Here is a 15,862-nt window from a genome sequence, read left to right on the forward strand (position 1 = left end):
TTCCCGCAGCGTATTTCGATACTGGAGCAGCCCATGCCTTTCGATATCCCGCCCGTCACGACCGATCCGGCCGACCGCCCGCTCATCCTCATCGCCCCGAGGCTCGAGCAGTGCCGCCCGTGCCTCAAGATGCCCGAGCAGCTCGCCCCCGAGGAATCCGGGGCGACGGTGTTCCTCGACGCGATCCTCGCTGCGGGCGGCATCCCGCTCATGATGGCCCTCACCGAGGACCAGGACGTCATCGAGCGGTACGTCGCCATGGCTGACGGTGTCGCCATTCCCGGCGGGCAGGATGTCGATCCGGCGCTCTGGGGCGTGAGCGAACCCTACGACCGCGCGCTGCTGTGTCCCGAGCGCGACGATTTCGAGGTCCGCCTCATCCGCGCCGCGCTCGCTGCGCACAAGCCCCTGCTCGCGACCTGCCGCGGGATGCAGATCCTCAACGTCGCCCTCGGCGGGACGCTGTGCATGGACGTCCCTTCGCGCCCCGTCCCCGACGGCATGGCGCACTGGCGCCATGCGCCCATCCTGCTCGATCCCGCCCACGCCGTGCTCATCGAGCGCGGCAGCCTCCTTGCCCGCATCAACGGGCTGCGCGACTCCATCCAGGTCAACTCCAGCCATCACTGCTGCGTCGAGGACCTGGGCGAGGGCGTGGTCATGACGGCGATGGCGACCGACGGCGTCCCCGAGGCCATCGAGCTGCCCGCGGAGTCGTTCTGCCTGGGCGTGCAGTGGCACCCGGAGTACACGTGGCGCACGCTTGAAAGCGACTACCTGCTGTGGAAGGCCTTCATCGACGCGGCCTCCCGGTAGGCGTGCGGGCCCGGACGGACCCGCCCCGTATGTCTATTTTTGTTGCACGCGGCATCCCGGTTGTAGAATGGGAGAACGATTGCTTCCATATCCGATGCGCATGCATCCAGGAAGGAGATTACCGTGTGTGATACCATCGCCGGCACCCTGAGCGTCTCCAACGACGTGATCGCGGATATCGCCGGATACGCCGCCATGTCCTGCTACGGTGTCGTGGGCATGGCCGAGCAGGAGCAGGGCGCGGGCGCGGTCCGCATCCTGCCGAGCGACCGCCTGCGCAAGGGCGTCCTCGTCAGCTCCGAGGACGGCAGGCTCGTCCTCGACCTCCACATCGTTCTCGAGGCGGGCGTGAACATGAAGTCCGTGTGCGAGAACCTTTCCAGTTCCGTCGCGTTCACCTGCGCCGAGATCGCGCAGCTCGATCCCGCGAACCTGAAGATCGCCATCCACATCGACGCGTTGAAGTCGCGCGCCTAGGGCAGTCCGAGTACTTGGAGATACATTCAACATGATCGCTAAAACCATCCGCACGTGCTTCCCGATCGCGGCGAAGGCCGTCGCCGACAAGGCCGAGGACATCAACAAGCTCAACGTGTTTCCCGTTCCCGACGGCGATACGGGCACCAACATGTCGCTCACGCTCGCTTCCGTCGTCAAGGAGCTCACGGCGCTTCCCGCGGACGCGACGATGGAGGACATCGCCGCCGCCATCACGCACGGCTCCCTGATGGGCGCGCGCGGCAACTCGGGCGTCATTACCAGCCAGATCCTGCGCGGCGTCGCCGAGGGCCTCGTGGACGCCTCCGAGCCCGTCGGCTCCGATGACATCGCCCGCGCCTTCCGCCGCGCGGTCAAGGTCGCCTTCCAGGCTGTTCGCAAGCCCATCGAGGGCACCATCCTCACGGTCCTGCGCGACGTCTCCACCAAGGCCGACGAGTGCGAGAAGAAGAAGCTCTCCGCCGCCGATGCGCTCGATGCCATCGTGGTCGAGGCCTATCAGTCCGTCGCCCGCACGCCCGACCTGCTGCCGGTGCTCAAGGAGAACGGCGTCGTCGACTCCGGCGCCTTCGGATTCGCCATCTTCATGGAGAATTTCGTCGTCGCCGCCCTCGGCCGCACCTCTAAGGTCGAGGGCTTCTCGGCCACGTTCGACGCCGACGCGGACTCCGCTCGCGCCGGGGCGCTCGACCGCGTGAAGATCGAGGCCAACGACGACTGGGAGGGCTCGGAGTTCCGCTACTGCAACGAGTTCCTGTTCAAGGCCGAGCGCCGCTTCGACGAGGACGAGGCCCTGCGGTTCCTCGCCTCCATGGGCGACTGCGAGCTGCTCGTCGGCGCGTACCCGGACTACAAGGTCCACGTCCACTCAAACACCCCCAACCTCGTGCTCGAGCACATGCTTCAGTTCGGACAGGTCTACGAGGTCTTCATCCACAACATGGACCTCGAGGTCGCCGAGCGCACCGCCAAGATCCACGCCGACCAGGAGGCTGCGTCCGAGCCCGCGAAGCCCCTCGGCTTCGTGGCGGTCGCCGCCGGCTCCGGCGAGGCGGACATCCTCGTCTCCATGGGCGTCGACGTGGTCGTCTCCGGCGGCCAGACCATGAACCCCAGCACGGCCGACCTGCTCGAGGCCGTCGAGCGCGTCAACGCCGAGGCCGTCGTCATCCTGCCGAACAACGGTAATATCCGCATGGCCGCCGAGGCCGCCGCGAGCGCCTGCACCGACAAGCGCGTCGCCGTCGTCCCGACCAAGACGGTGCCCCAGGCGTTCTCCGCGCTCTTCGCCGTCATGCCCGATGCGGAGCTCGACGATGTCGTCGAGGCCATGACCGATGCCGTCCGCGAGGTTCGCGACGGCGAGGTCACCTGCGCGGTCCGCGACTCCAAGGCATCCGACGACACCCCGATCCACGCCGGTGACGTCATGGGCATCATCGACGGGTCCATCGACATCGTCGGCTCCGACGTCAAGCAGGTCACGCTCGACTGCATCGCCCGCATGCAGGACGAGGAGGAGGGCGATACCCTCACCATCCTCGCGGGCTCCGATCTGAGCGATGAGGACTTCGCCGACATCATCGACGCGATCGAGCAGGCTCAGCCCGACCTCGAGGTCGACGCGCACCGCGGCGAGCAGCCGTTGTACCCGGTCATCTTCTCTATCGAATAGGCGCTGACGTGGCGCCGCGCATCGCAGCACCTGCCGTGTCGGCGCGCATGTCGCGGGCCGACGTCCTGCACGAGGACGTCTCCCGCCTCAAATACGTATCTGGCGCACGCGAGGAGGCCCTTCGCAGGCTCGGTATCGAGTCGGTGGGGGACCTCCTCTGCCATATACCGCGGCGCTACCTCGATTTCACCCATGCGGTGACCATCGAGTCGGCACCCATCGGCTCGGTCTCCACGATCGTGGGCACGGTCGACCGCGTGTCGGAGAAGCGCCCGCGCCCCCGTCTCGTCATCACCGAGGTCTTCCTCGTCGACGAAACGGGCGTGCTGCAGGTCGCGTTTTTCAAGCAGCCGTGGCTGTCGCGCGACATCAAGCGCGGCGACAGGCTTGCCGTCATGGGCAAGGTCGAGTTCGCCTGCGGATTCAAGCAGATGTCCGCCCCTCTCTTCGAGCGGCTGGATGCGAACCGGGCCGCAGGCATCGTTCCGGTCCATCCCGTGTCGGAGGGCATCAGCGTCGCCTGGATGCGCCGCATCGCTTCCGTCGCCATCGGTCTCTCGCTCGGCGCGCCCGATCCGCTTCCCGCGCCCTTGAGGGCGCGCCGCCGCCTCATGAGTTCGTCCATGTCCCTCAGGGCCATCCACTTCCCGACCTCGATGGGGGAGCGCGAGCTCGCGCGCCGACGCCTTGCCTACGAGGAGACGCTCGTTCTCCAGCTCGGCCTGCGGCTGCGCAACGACTCCAACCTTCTCGGGGTGCCCGCGGTCGGGCACACGCCCGGCGGGCACGTGGCCGCGCTCCGGTCGGCGCTCCCGTTCCGGCTCTCCGAGGAGCAGGACGCTGCCGTCGCTCAGATTCTTCGCGACATGCGCGACGGCGGTCGCATCATGAATCGGCTGCTTCTGGGCGATGTGGGCACCGGCAAGACCGCCGTGGCGTCTTTCGCGCTCGCCTGTGCGGCGGATACCGGCACCCAGGCGTGCGTCATGGCTCCGACGGGGATCCTGGCGCAGCAGTACGCCGTCAAGGTGGCGCCGGTGCTCGAGGGCATCGGCGTCTCGTGCGCCCTGCTCACGGGCGCCACCCCGGCCGTCGAGCGCGCACGGCTGCTCGAGCGTCTGGCTGCCGGTGACATCGACGTCCTGTTCGGCACGCACGCGGTCCTCACCGAGGACGTCGTCTTTCCCCACCTGTCGCTGGTCGTCATCGACGAGCAGCATCGGTTCGGGGTCGGGCAGCGGAACGTGCTGCGCGCCAAGGGGCCCGGCGCCGACCTGCTCGTGATGTCCGCCACGCCCATCCCGCGCACGCTTGCGCTCTCGCTGTACGGCGACCTCGATTCCAGCGTCATCCGCCATCGTCCCGTTCCCGGCGCGGGCGTCACCACGCGCGTCCTCAACGAGGGGAACCGCGATATCGCCTACGGCGCGATCAGGGAGGCGATCGGGGCGGGGCAGCGCGCGTACGTCGTCTGCCCGCTCGTCGCCGATCGAGACGATGCCGAAGAGCTCGAGGACGTGCCCGCTCCCGGCCAGGACGGCGCCCCGCGCGCGCCGCTGCACAGCGTCGAGGGCGAGCTCGCCCATCTTGAGATCGTTTTTCCCGAGGCTTGCGTCGCAGCGCTCCATGGGCGGATGTCCGCCGTCGAGAAGGACGCGACGATCGAGGCGTTCCGTCAGGGCGCGATCGATATCCTCGTCTCCACCACCGTGGTGGAGGTCGGTGTCGACGTGCCCGAGGCGACCGTCATGCTCATCGAGAACGGTGAGCGTTTCGGGCTCGCCACCCTCCATCAGCTCCGGGGGCGCGTCGGGCGCGGGGCGCGTGCCGGCACGTGCTACGTCATCGCCCAGGGGGCGGGGCGCGCTCGTCGCAAGACGCCCTCGATGGAGCGGCTCGAGGCGCTCGAGGCCACTTCGGATGGATTCGAGCTCGCCGAGATGGACCTGCGCCTCCGCCACGAGGGCGAGATCCTCGGTTTGCGCCAGCACGGCGCCATGTCGCTTCGATTTGTTGACCTCGACGCCGATACGGACATAATTGAGAGCGCACATGACGACGCGATCGAGATCCTGGCGCACGAGGCGACGCTTTCCGCCCCCGCGCTGATGCCGCTCAGGCACTGCGTCATCGATCGGTACGGAGACGTCTTCAAGGAGGTCAGCGGAGGATGAGGGTGATCGCTGGGGAATGGCGCGGGCGCAAGCTCGCCGAGCCGCGCGGACGCGAGATCACGCGGCCCACGACGGACCGCGTGCGCGAGGCGTGCGCCTCGATGGTCGAGTCCGCCCTCGACGGCGGTATCGAGGGGTCTCGCGTGCTCGACGCCTTCGCGGGCTCGGGGGCGCTGGGAATCGAGATGCTCTCGCGCGGGGCGTCCTTCGCCTCGTTCTTCGATATCGACCGCTCCGCCGCCGCGCTCGTCCGCCGCAACCTGGAGGGCGTGGGGTGCGATCGCGGCCGCTACCGGGTTTCCTGCGCGGACATCCTCGCCACCGCCGCGCGCGGGCGCGTCCTCGGGGCCCCGTTCGACCTCGTTTTGATCGATGCCCCGTATGCGCTCGGGCCCGAGCCGGCGTGCTCGCTTCTCGAATCGCTCGCCGCGTCGGGCGCGATCGGACCCGGTGCTCTGGCCCTGGTCGAGCGCTCGGCGTCTCAGGACCAGGCGCGCCCCGCGGGCTTCGTCATCGAGCGCGAGAAGCGCTACGGACTTACGAGCGTCGATCTGCTCCGCCTGCACCCCGCCGCGCAGGACTAAGTATCCCATCGACCTCATTCGAGGAGACCCTCCATGGAACGCATCATCGAGCACGCGCTCGTGCCCGGAACCTTCGACCCCATCACCTTCGGCCATATCGATGTCGTGCGCCGCGCCGCGCGCATGTTCCCGCGCGTCACCGTCGCCGTCGCCGCGTCGATCGGAAAGAACGGGGTCGGTACGGCGTTCACGCTCGATGAGCGCGTCGAGCTTGCCCGTGCTGCCCTGGCCGGCATCCCGGGCGTCGAGATCGCGCCGTTCACGGGGCTTCTCGTCGACTTCGCGCGCGAGGTCGACGCGGGCGCCGTCGTCAAGGGGCTGCGCGCCATGACGGACTTCGAGTACGAGCTGCAGCAGGCCGACCTCAACTACCGCCTGGACAGCGAACTCGAGAGCGTGTTCATCATGAGCGCCCCTCAGCTCGGATACCTATCCTCTTCGGTCGTGCGCCAGATCGCCTCGCTCGGCGGAGACGTCTCCGCCTTCGTGCCCCCCGTCGTCATCGAGGCGCTGCGCGTGCGTTACGCCCGTTGATGTGCTCTTCGCGCATGCATGGCCCCGTGGAGGCCTGCGTTAGGTCTGTGTTAGTATGTACGGTTGACTATGCAGCCGATGAAAGGAGACGTGATGGCTGGCGATATCTTTCCCGGCGAGCGAATCGTGAGCCTGGTCGATGAGCTCGAGGGGATGATCGAGGAGGCCAAGACTCCCTTCGGCAAGACCGCGCAGTTCAAGCTCATCGAGACGGATGCCTTCTACGCCATCCTTGATGAGATCCGCATGAGCTACCCCGAGGAATGGCAGAAGTCCCGCCGCATCCTCAAGGAGCGCGACGAGCTCATGGCGAGCGCCACGGCGCAGGCCGATTCCATCATCGCGGACGCTCAGCAGCAGGCTCTCACCATCGCCGGCGAGGCCGAGATCGTTCGCCTAGCCCAGCAGCAGGCCGATGATATCCGCGACCGCGCGCAGCAGTACGAGCGCGAGACCCGCTATGCCGCCGAGGACTACGCCGAGCAGGTCTTCACGCACCTCGAGGAGAACCTGAAGTCGCTCACCTCGACCGTCGCGCGCTGCCGCCAGCAGCTCAACGAGGGTGCGAACGGCCAGAACGGGTCTTGGTAATGGATGCCATCGCGCCGGTCGTCGTCGACCTTTCCTGCGCCCTCGAGAATCCGGGCGACTCGCTTCCCGTCACCGGCAAGCTCGAGCTCGAGGGCTATTCGAGTGGCGACAAGGCCTATACCCTCGATGACGGCATCTCCTACGACGTGGTGCTCACGCATGCCGGCGACGGCGTCCTCGCGACCGGCATCGTCCGCGCCCGCGCGGCCGGCGCCTGCGATCGCTGCCTCGAATCCGCGACGTTCGACATCGCCGGCGAGATCGAGGAGTACTTCCTTTTCGAGGAGCCCGAGGACCCCGAGGAATTCGAAGACGGGTTCGAGCTCGTCGGTCCCGAGCGGACGATCGACCTGTCCGGCGCCATTTCCGACGCCGTCGTCATGGACACCCCGTTCGTCCTGCTCTGTCGGCCCGATTGCGCGGGCCTGTGCCCGCAGTGCGGGGCGAACCTCAACGAGGGCGACTGCGGTTGCGCCGCCGCTTCGGAGCAGGCCTGGGTCGACAGCGATGAAAACCCGTTCGCCGCGCTCAAGAACCTCAACCTGTAAGCTCTCTGCGCTCGGCGCGGTTTTCGCCATGAATTCCGTCGCGCCGGGCGTGCGCGCATGCAGCGCGCGTATAATTTGTTCGTTCTACGTACCGGGCGCTACCCGGATCTGATTGAGAAAGGCGTCACATGGCTTCCATCACCACCGCTGACTTCAAGAACGGCCTCGGCCTCCGCATCAAGGACAAGATCTGCACCATCGTCGAGTTCCAGCACGTCAAGCCGGGCAAGGGCGGCGCGTTCGTCCGCTACAAGACTCGTGACATCAAGACCGGTCGCGTCGTCGAGCAGACCTGCAACGCCGGCTCCAAGTTCGAGAGCGTGCAGCTCACGACCACCGAGATGCAGTACCTCTACAACGATGGCGATAACTACTACTTCATGAACATGGAGACCTACGACCAGATTCCCGTTTCCACCGATTTCATCGGCGACAACGAGAAGTGGCTCAAGGAGAACGACATCTGCCAGCTCCTGTACGCCGACGACGAGCTCATGGGCGTGAACCCGCCGATGTTCATCGAGGCCGAGATCACCGAGACCGACCCGGGCTTCAAGGGCGACACCGTCCAGGGCGGCACCAAGCCCGCGACCATCGAGACTGGCGCCGTGGTCCAGGTCCCGATGTACCTCAACGTCGGCGAGACCATCAAGATCGACACGCGCGACGGCAAGTTCGTTTCCCGCGTGTAGCGCGAGGCTCATCGAACGCATGGCGTGGGGGCGGGGAGACTCGCCCCCTTTGCATTTGAGATAGGGGTCGCGTGCATTAGCTGTGATGCGCGCCCTCCCTATATGCTTTCGTGTAAACTGAATCCATGTCTGGGTATGGTCCCGGTACCTTCTGAAAGAGATGGGTGAATCCATGACTCAAGAGATCAAGATCGACGGCCTGGCTATCGCTCCCGCCGTCCTTTCCTCTATCGTTTCGCGTGCCGCCGAGGAGGTCGAGGGCATCGCCTCCGTGGGGCCGCACGACCTGGCGACCAACCTCGTCTCCATGCTGAGCTCCCGCAGCGCCACGTCCTCGGTTCCCGAGGTCGAGGCCATCGTCGAGGACGGCAGCCTGCACATCACGGTGCGCCTGACCGTCTTCTTCGGGTATCCGTTCAAGAAGCTTGCCGACAACGTCCGCGTCGCCGTGGTCAAGGCGATCGATGCCCAGGTCGGCGTTCCCGTCTCCGCGGTCGATGTCTGCATCGACGGCCTTGTCTTCCCGAAGGAGTAATGCGTGAGCCTTAAAGTCGATCGCGGCCGTACCCGCGCGCGCAGCCAGGCGCTCCAGATCCTGTTCCAGGCTGAGGCGCTCGACCTTCCCGTCGACGAGGTCCTCGCCGGCGACTACCTGCTTTCCAAGGGCCCGCTCATGGAGTATGCGGAGCAGCTCGCCCGCGGCTGCTACGCCAAGCTCGATACCGTCGATTCCTGCCTTGCGGCCGTTTCTGAGAACTGGAGCCTCTACCGCATGCCGGCCGCGGACCGCGCCCTGCTGCGCATCGCCGTCTACGAGATGCGCTGCGACGATACCGATGACAAGATCGAGGATGCCGTCGTCATCAACGAGGCTGTCGAGCTCGCCAAGGCCTTCGGCACCGACGATTCCTCTCGTTTCGTCAACGGCGTGCTGGGCCGCATCGCCCGTGCGGAAAAGCTGCCCCAGGCCGCGCCGCGCGCGAGCGAGGAGGACGCGGTCGAGACTATCGCCGATCAGTCGGCCGTCGATGACGCCGCCTGCGGCGACGAGCCCCTGGAGCCTGTCGACGAGACCGAGGAGTAGGCGATGGCCGAGTCCACCGTCCACACGTTTGACGACATTACCGAGCGCCTTGACGAGATCGTCGCGACCGTCCGCTCGAAGGACACCTCGCTCGAGCGGAGTCTCGACTTATTCGACGAGGCCATAAAGCTCGGGTCCAAGGCGGTCGATATGGTCGATTCCTTCGATCTCTCCCCGCGTGAGGCCGAGCAGCTCGATCAGGCGGAAGCGGAGGCTGCGGCTACCGCCTCCGCTGCGGAATGACGCGCTATGAAACGACGTCGTCTCGATGAAGAACTCGTTGCGCAGGGCATCTGTCCGGACTCGGACGATGCCCTGCGCATATGCATGGCGGGACTCGTCTCGTATCGCGGGGAGCGGCTCACGTCCCCTGCGGTCAAGGTCCCTGTTGGATCCGAGCTTCACGTCAAGAACAGAATCCCCTACGTCGGGCGCGGCGGCTTCAAGCTCGCCGGGGCGCTCGATGCCTTCGGCGTCGACCCTTCCGGGCTTGGGTGCCTTGATATCGGGTGCTCGACGGGAGGGTTCACGGATTGCCTGCTGCAACGCGGGGCGGCGCGCGTGCTATCTGTCGACGTGGGCAGGGCCCAGTTCGATTGGCGTCTGCGCAACGATGCGCGCGTGACCCTTCTCGAGCGCACGAACATCGTCTCCGTTCCCGAGATGGGATACGCGCGCACGATCGATCTCGCGGTGTGCGACGTATCCTTCACGAGCATATCCGTCATCCTCCCCGCGACGATCGAGCTGCTGGGTCCTCGAGGCCGCTTCGTCACGCTCGTGAAGCCTCAGTTCGAAGCTCGTCCGGAGGAGGTGGGCGAGGGCGGCGTCGTATCCGACCCCGCTGTCCACGCCCGCGTTATGCGCCAGGCTATCCACCTGTTTGACGACTCGGGGCTCGATCCCATCGACATCTGCGCTTCGCCCATCAAGGGCGCCAAGGGCAATCGCGAGTTCTTCCTGTACGGCATCAAGCGGATGGTTGATGAGGCGCCGTCCGTTCCATCAGATCACGTCGAGCGCCTCATCGCTCGGGCAGGTGCGCTATGAAGGTCTTTCTGGTCCCCAACTACTACAAGTCCGAGGCGGTCCAGAGCGGTCTGACCCTGGAGCTGTGGCTGTCGCGGCAGGGCTATGAGGTCGCCTGGGCTTCCGACCAGCGCTCGAGCATCCAGTCCGTTCCGGATATCGACGGAAGCGACCTGGTGATCTCCTTAGGCGGCGACGGTACGCTCCTACGCGCCGCCCGCATCGTCGATGAGCGCGAGATACCGATCCTCGGCTTGTCCTATGGGCACATCGGTTTTCTCACGGCTGCGGGGCCCGAGGACCATGACATCCTCTCCGTGGTGTCCGATGCGCTTGCAGGGGAGATGCACGTCAGCCGGCGCGCCACGCTCTCGTGCGAGATCGAATACACCGATGCGGACGGGCGCGCCGGCTCTATGGTCGCTCGCGCGCTCAACGATGTCGCGCTCACGCGTGGCCCGCTCTCCGATATGATCGAGCTTGACATTTCGGTATCGGGGCACCATATCGATCGCCTCAGGGGCGATGGATTCGTCATATCCACCGCGACGGGCTCGACGGGATATGCGCTCTCCGGCGGCGGGCCGATCGTCACCCCGGATTACACGGGCCTCATCTGTGTGCCCATCGCCCCGCATACCATCCAGGCCCGTGCGTTTCTGACCTCCCCGTCCGATGTCGTCGAGCTCATGCTCTCCGATGACCGGCCTTCCGTGCCCGCTCTTGCCGTCGACGGGCAGTTCTTGTGCACCGATGCGACCGTCACGCACGTCACCGCGCGTCGCGGCGATGCCGACGTGCTGCTTCTCGACTACGGCCCCGAGAGTTTCTATAATTCCGTCTCCCGCGTATTCTACGGGGTGCGCAATGCTCGATGAGATCCATGTTTCCAACGTCGCGCTCATTCGCGATGCGCACCTGGTCCCCTCGCCGCGCCTCACGGTCCTCACCGGCGAGACGGGTGCGGGCAAAACCGCGTTGCTTTCGGCGCTGAAGCTGCTGATGGGGGAGCGTGCCGACGCTTCGCTGGTGCGCGAGGGCGCCGAGGCCGCGATGGTCGAGGGCCGCTTGTATGAATCCGCTCGGGACAGCGATGGGTTTTGCGCTCAGCGCCGAGTGAGCGCCGATGGGCGCAGTCGTGTCCGAATCGACGGCTCCATGGCGAGCGTGCGCGAGCTTTCGGAGCGCGTGGGCCGACATATCGATCTTTGCGGCCAGCACGAACATCAGCGCCTGCTCGACGCTTCGGAACACGTCGCGCTCGTCGACGCATGGGCGTCCGCTTCGATTTCGGCGCCCCTCGAGGCGTACCGTTCGTGTCTCAAGGAGGCGCGTGCGGCTGCCCGCGAGCTCGAGCACGTCGAGGAGGCGTCGCGTGCGCAGGGATCCCGCGTCGAGGAGGCGCGGTTCGTATGCGCCCGCATCGACGAGGTCGCGCCGGTCGCCGGCGAGTACGAGGAGCTCGAGAAGCTGTTGCCGCGCAGCGAGCATGCCGAGTCCCTCGCTCGGTGCGCCCACGAGGCCCAGGAGATGCTCTCCGGCGAAGGCGGCGCGCTCGACGGGCTCAACGCGGCGATCTACGAACTGTCCCGTCTGGGTTCGGTCGATCCCGCCCTCGCAGGGTTCTCCGACACGCTCGCGGAGGCCTCGATCACCCTCGAGGACGTCGCTTCCGATCTCAGGAGATATCGCGACGCCATCGATTTCGACCCGACTGAGCTGGAGCGTCTTCAGGAGCGGTTCGCCTCGCTCAAGGGGCTGTGCCGCCAGTGGGGCCCCACCATGGACGACGTCTTTGCGAAACGGGACGAGGCGCGCGAGCTGCTGAGCCTCGTCGACGACGGGGAGGAGCGGGTCGCGCGCGCTCGTTCGGAGCGCGACGCGGCCGAGTCCCGGCTCGCCTCCGCGGCGCGCGCCCTCACGCGCGCGCGGGATGCCGCGGCCCCTCGGTTCTGCCGCGAGGTGGTGCGTCAGATGGCGCGTCTTGAGATGGGGCGCGCCGAGATCGTCTGGGAATCCCGTCCGCTTCCGCGCGAGAAATGGGGCGTCGACGGGCCTGCTTCGTGCGAGCTGCTCTACCGGTCCGGCGCCGGCTTGACGCCGCGCCCGTTGCGGCGCATCGCCTCGGGCGGTGAGCTCTCGCGCGTTCTTCTGGCCGTGAAGGTCGTGCTGGGTGGCGCCGACGGCGTGGAGACGCTCGTGTTCGACGAGGTCGACGCTGGTGTCGGCGGAGCCACCGCCCGCGCGCTGGCGGGCGTGCTCGCCGATCTTGCGCGGTCGCATCAGGTTATCGTCGTCACGCATCTTCCGCAGGTCGCGGTCGTGGGGGACGTTCACTACGTGGTGCGCAAGTCCGATGGTGATGTGCCCGAGACGCAGCTTCTCGCCGTGGAGGGCGATGAGCGCGTCGAGGAGATCGCCCGTATGCTGTCGGGGGACACCGGTTCCGCGTCGCTCGAGCACGCGCGCCAGCTGCTGGGTGAGCGCCGGTAGCTTGGGGGAGGGCAAAAGGGCCCGCCCGATAGCAAGACGAGCGAGCGCTATGGAAGGGGTGGGCCCCATGCGATCGAGTGCATGGGGCCCACCCCTTCGATGCGATCGGTGCGGAGCGGCTATGCCTCAAGATGCTCGGCGAGCATCCTGATTGCGTGCGCGTACCCTTGAAGCCCTTCTCCCGCCACGCGCGCGAAGCATGCCATGCCGGCATAGCTCGTCTGTCGGAACGGCTCGCGGCTGTCGACGTCGGATATGTGTACCTCGACCGCGGGCAGGCCGACCGCCTTGAGGGCATCGAGGATCGCGATGCTCGTATGGGTGTACGCTGCCGGGTTGATGACGATGCCGTCGTAGACGCCTCTGGCTTCCTGGATGGCATCCACCAGGTCTCCCTCATGGTTGGACTGAAAAACGCCTACGGTCTCGAAACCGGCCTCCGCCCCTGCCGCGTGGCAGAGGTCCTCGAGGTCGTCGTAGGTCTGCGTTCCGTATATGCCCGGTTCACGGATCCCCAGCATGTTGAGGTTGGGACCGTTGAGCACCAAGACGTTCATGGGTTCTCCTTGTTCCGTACGGCGGTTAGGCGATTTCAGCCGCATCGAGGGTGCGTACGGCCTCCCGTGCGGTCGCGTCAGCGGATTCGCGGGATGTCACGATGATGTCCGCCCACGACCGGTACAGCGGCATACGGCGCTCGGCGAGTGCCTCGACGCCGTCGCGCTGCGACAGCGGGCGACCTGCCTTCGAGAGCTCGGCGATCGGCCGGTCGAGCATCACGATGATGGAGTTCTGGCGCAGCAAGTCGTAGTTCTCCGGTTGGGTGACGACGCCGCCTCCGCATGAGATGACCTGGCCGCTTCGCGCCGCGATCTGTGCCAGGCAGTCGCTTTCCGCGCGCCGGAACGCCTCCTCGCCCGCATCGACGATATAGTCGGAGCAGGAGCAGCTGAGGCGCTGCTCGAGTTCCCAATCGATATCGACGTGGGGGCGGTCGAGGCGCGCGGCGATTTGCTGTCCCACGCGGGTCTTTCCGGATCCGGGCATGCCGATGAGCGCAATGTTGCGCTCAGAGCGAGCGAGAGACGAGGTGACCTCTGCGATCCGTTCGCGGCCGACCGTGCGCCCGGTGTAGCGCTCTACCGCTTGGGCGGCTTGGGCGACAAGCATGAGCAGGCCGCCGACGTTGGGGATTCCCAGGCGGTCCGCCTCCATCATGAGTGCGGTGCGCGCCGGGTTGTACACGATGTCGACGAGCCCCTCGAGACGGGGCAGCGCGGTGAGGCTGCAGGGGGCCTTGGGGCAGGCGGGGAACATGCCCACGGGGGTGCAGTTGACGGCGAGGGCGGCGTCCGCATGCTCGTCGAGATTCTTGTAGGTGTGCTTGCCGCTGCGATCGATGGACACGGCCCGCATGCCGAGGTCGGTGAGGACCATCATCGCCGTCGAGCCCGCGCCTCCGCTTCCGCCGAAGACGACGGCCTTCTTGCCCGCGAGTTCGAGTCCGAGGGATTCGACGAGCACCTTGAACCCGTAGTAGTCGGTGTTGTCGCCGCGTAGCCGCCCGTCCGGCAGGCGCACGACGGTGTTGATGTTGCCCATGCGCTCGGCGACCGGGGACAGCTCGTCCATATAGGCCACGAGGTCGCGCTTGTAGGGGATCGTGACATTGAACCCCTCCCACTCGCCGGAGCGCACGAACGACTCGAGCTCTTCGGGCTCCCGCTCGAACTTGCGGTAATCGAGGCCCGCGAGCTCGCGGTAGATGGTGGGCGTGTAGCTGTGCCCCAGCACGCGTCCGAGGACGCCGTAGGGTCTGGTCGTCGCCGTCATGTTGTCACCTTTCTTTCCGATGGGGCGTTTCGTCTGATATTCGTGACCGCAGGGCCTCGGAGCGATGCGGCCCCGCATGAGTGCCGGTGCGTGCGCCCGGGTTCTAAAGGACCTCGACATAGCTGCCGAAGTAGGTGAAGTCCGTGCAGACGTCCGCAAGGGAATCGAGCAGCTGGGCAAATTTTGGGCTGACGGCGGGGCAAGCGAGGTCGAAATAGAACGTGAACTCGAAGTCGCTGCCGGGAACCGGTCGGCTCTCAAGTTTGACGAGATCGATGTGAAGGGCGTAGATGCGCTCGAGGACGCGGTAGAGCGCGCCGGGCTCGCTCTTGAGCTTGAGCTGGATGGACGAGCGGTCGGCTCCGGGGTAGATGGCGGGCTCGCGTGCGATCACGACGAAGCGCGTGTAGTTCGCATCGGAGTCCTGGACGCCGCGGGCGAGGACCGACAGGCCGTACACGTTGGCGCACGCGAGCGATGAGAGGGCGGCGATATCGGTCCGACTCGAGCTCGCGACGAGCTCGGCGGCGCGGGCGGTGTTCTCGCACACCGTGGTCGCGACCCCAAGGCGCTCGAGGTACCCGGCGCACTGGTTGAGCGCCTGGTTGTGGGAGACGACCTCTCGGATGTCATTCAGGCGAACTCCGGGGCGGGCGAGCAGGTTGTGGGAGATCTTGAGTCTCAGGGAGCGCACGATCGAGCATCCGTGGGCTCCAAGCAGGTCGTAGACGGCGTTGACGGACCCTGCGGTCGAGTTCTCGATGGGAAGCACGCCGAACTCGACGTCACCGTTCGCGACGGCTCGAAACACGCCTTGAAACGTCGGGGCGAAGGTTATCTCGGGCACGTCGAAGAGCTTGGATGCGGCGATCTGGCTGTACGCCCCCTCGACGCCTTGGCAGCACACGGTCGCGACGGCGGGGAAGGCCGTCTCGAGCGGCAGAAAGGACGCGCGCATGCGGCGAGAGGGCGCATCGGGCCTCCTGCTGTTGATCATCTTGAGCTGCGCGGCCTTATTCATGCTCATGAGCAGGGAAAACAGGGAGACGGCCTGGTCCTCGAGGCCTTCTGGCGCGCGCCGGGCAACGTCGGCGAGCACCTGCCGCTCACGGGCGGGGTCGAAGATGGCCTTGCCGGTTTCAAGCTTGCTGGCGGCGACGTCGGAGGCGAGCTCCATGCGCCGTGCGAACAGGTCGAGCAGCTGTTCGTCGATGGCATCGATTTCGGTTCGGACTTCGGTGAGATCCATGCTGGCTCCTTTTTGCGTACGTCTCCGGATGCGCCACGGACGCGGCGCGCGGGCGGGGCGCC

Annotated in this window: 18 protein-coding genes; 15 read left to right on the top strand and 3 right to left on the bottom strand. The window is 66.6% G+C overall.

What is annotated here, in order from left to right; genetic code table 11:
* Positions 1 to 33: 33 nt before the first annotated feature.
* The 15 genes from BQ7355_RS06485 to recN all read left to right on the top strand — a co-directional run bounded on the left by BQ7355_RS06485 (position 34) and on the right by recN (position 12,718).
* On the top strand, positions 34 to 816 hold the full coding sequence (locus BQ7355_RS06485; protein WP_072415447.1) for a gamma-glutamyl-gamma-aminobutyrate hydrolase family protein: 783 nt from the start codon (positions 34 to 36) through the stop codon (positions 814 to 816).
* A gap of 123 nt (positions 817 to 939) precedes the next feature.
* Positions 940 to 1,293, top strand: a complete 354-nt coding sequence (locus BQ7355_RS06490) for an Asp23/Gls24 family envelope stress response protein (protein WP_205407574.1) — start codon at positions 940 to 942, stop codon at positions 1,291 to 1,293.
* 31 nt (positions 1,294 to 1,324) lie between these two features.
* A complete protein-coding gene (locus tag BQ7355_RS06495; RefSeq protein WP_072415448.1) occupies positions 1,325 to 2,989 on the top strand; it encodes a DAK2 domain-containing protein in 1,665 nt (554 codons plus the stop codon).
* A gap of 47 nt (positions 2,990 to 3,036) precedes the next feature.
* Positions 3,037 to 5,163 (top strand): ATP-dependent DNA helicase RecG, encoded by a 2,127-nt coding sequence (locus tag BQ7355_RS06500; RefSeq protein ID WP_072415933.1) that lies wholly within the window; start codon positions 3,037 to 3,039, stop codon positions 5,161 to 5,163.
* Positions 5,160 to 5,747 (top strand): RsmD family RNA methyltransferase, encoded by a 588-nt coding sequence (locus BQ7355_RS06505; RefSeq protein WP_072415449.1) that lies wholly within the window; start codon positions 5,160 to 5,162, stop codon positions 5,745 to 5,747. Before BQ7355_RS06500 ends, BQ7355_RS06505 begins: the two co-directional genes overlap by 4 nt.
* Positions 5,748 to 5,780: 33 nt before the next feature.
* On the top strand, positions 5,781 to 6,281 hold the full coding sequence (gene coaD / locus BQ7355_RS06510) for a pantetheine-phosphate adenylyltransferase (protein WP_072415450.1): 501 nt from the start codon (positions 5,781 to 5,783) through the stop codon (positions 6,279 to 6,281).
* Positions 6,282 to 6,374: 93 nt separating this feature from the next.
* A complete protein-coding gene (locus tag BQ7355_RS06515) occupies positions 6,375 to 6,872 on the top strand; it encodes an ATP synthase subunit B family protein (protein ID WP_072415451.1) in 498 nt (165 codons plus the stop codon).
* Positions 6,872 to 7,420, top strand: a complete 549-nt coding sequence (locus tag BQ7355_RS06520; protein ID WP_072415452.1) for a YceD family protein — start codon at positions 6,872 to 6,874, stop codon at positions 7,418 to 7,420. The genes BQ7355_RS06515 and BQ7355_RS06520 overlap by 1 nt, the downstream gene beginning before the upstream one ends.
* Before the next feature lie 128 nt (positions 7,421 to 7,548).
* Positions 7,549 to 8,112, top strand: a complete 564-nt coding sequence (gene efp / locus BQ7355_RS06525) for an elongation factor P (RefSeq protein WP_072415453.1) — start codon at positions 7,549 to 7,551, stop codon at positions 8,110 to 8,112.
* A 172-nt stretch (positions 8,113 to 8,284) separates the two neighbouring features.
* A complete protein-coding gene (locus BQ7355_RS06530) occupies positions 8,285 to 8,647 on the top strand; it encodes an Asp23/Gls24 family envelope stress response protein (RefSeq protein ID WP_072415454.1) in 363 nt (120 codons plus the stop codon).
* Positions 8,648 to 8,650: 3 nt separating this feature from the next.
* Positions 8,651 to 9,196: a transcription antitermination factor NusB gene (nusB, locus tag BQ7355_RS06535; protein ID WP_072415455.1), complete on the top strand. Its 546-nt coding sequence runs from the start codon at positions 8,651 to 8,653 to the stop codon at positions 9,194 to 9,196.
* A gap of 3 nt (positions 9,197 to 9,199) precedes the next feature.
* A complete protein-coding gene (locus BQ7355_RS06540; RefSeq protein ID WP_072415456.1) occupies positions 9,200 to 9,439 on the top strand; it encodes an exodeoxyribonuclease VII small subunit in 240 nt (79 codons plus the stop codon).
* Between the two features lie 6 nt (positions 9,440 to 9,445).
* Complete coding sequence (locus BQ7355_RS06545) at positions 9,446 to 10,246, top strand: TlyA family RNA methyltransferase (protein ID WP_072415457.1); 801 nt, start codon at positions 9,446 to 9,448, stop codon at positions 10,244 to 10,246.
* Entirely contained in the window at positions 10,243 to 11,103 is an 861-nt protein-coding gene (locus tag BQ7355_RS06550; protein WP_072415458.1) for an NAD(+)/NADH kinase, read from the top strand. The genes BQ7355_RS06545 and BQ7355_RS06550 overlap by 4 nt, the downstream gene beginning before the upstream one ends.
* Positions 11,093 to 12,718, top strand: coding sequence for a DNA repair protein RecN (gene recN / locus BQ7355_RS06555; protein WP_072415459.1), 1,626 nt, complete (start codon positions 11,093 to 11,095; stop codon positions 12,716 to 12,718). The genes BQ7355_RS06550 and recN overlap by 11 nt, the downstream gene beginning before the upstream one ends.
* A gap of 119 nt (positions 12,719 to 12,837) precedes the next feature.
* On the opposite strand, the gene aroQ is transcribed toward recN, so the two are convergent.
* The 3 genes from aroQ to BQ7355_RS06570 all read right to left on the bottom strand — a co-directional run bounded on the left by aroQ (position 12,838) and on the right by BQ7355_RS06570 (position 15,800).
* Entirely contained in the window at positions 12,838 to 13,275 is a 438-nt protein-coding gene (gene aroQ / locus BQ7355_RS06560; RefSeq protein WP_072415460.1) for a type II 3-dehydroquinate dehydratase, read from the bottom strand.
* A 25-nt stretch (positions 13,276 to 13,300) separates the two neighbouring features.
* A complete protein-coding gene (locus tag BQ7355_RS06565; RefSeq protein ID WP_072415461.1) occupies positions 13,301 to 14,551 on the bottom strand; it encodes a shikimate kinase in 1,251 nt (416 codons plus the stop codon).
* A 103-nt stretch (positions 14,552 to 14,654) separates the two neighbouring features.
* Positions 14,655 to 15,800 (bottom strand): bifunctional chorismate mutase/prephenate dehydratase, encoded by a 1,146-nt coding sequence (locus tag BQ7355_RS06570; protein WP_072415462.1) that lies wholly within the window; start codon positions 15,798 to 15,800, stop codon positions 14,655 to 14,657.
* Between the last annotated feature and the right edge of the window lie 62 nt (positions 15,801 to 15,862).

The organism is Collinsella phocaeensis (assembly GCF_900119895.1).
GTDB lineage: Bacteria > Actinomycetota > Coriobacteriia > Coriobacteriales > Coriobacteriaceae > Collinsella > Collinsella phocaeensis.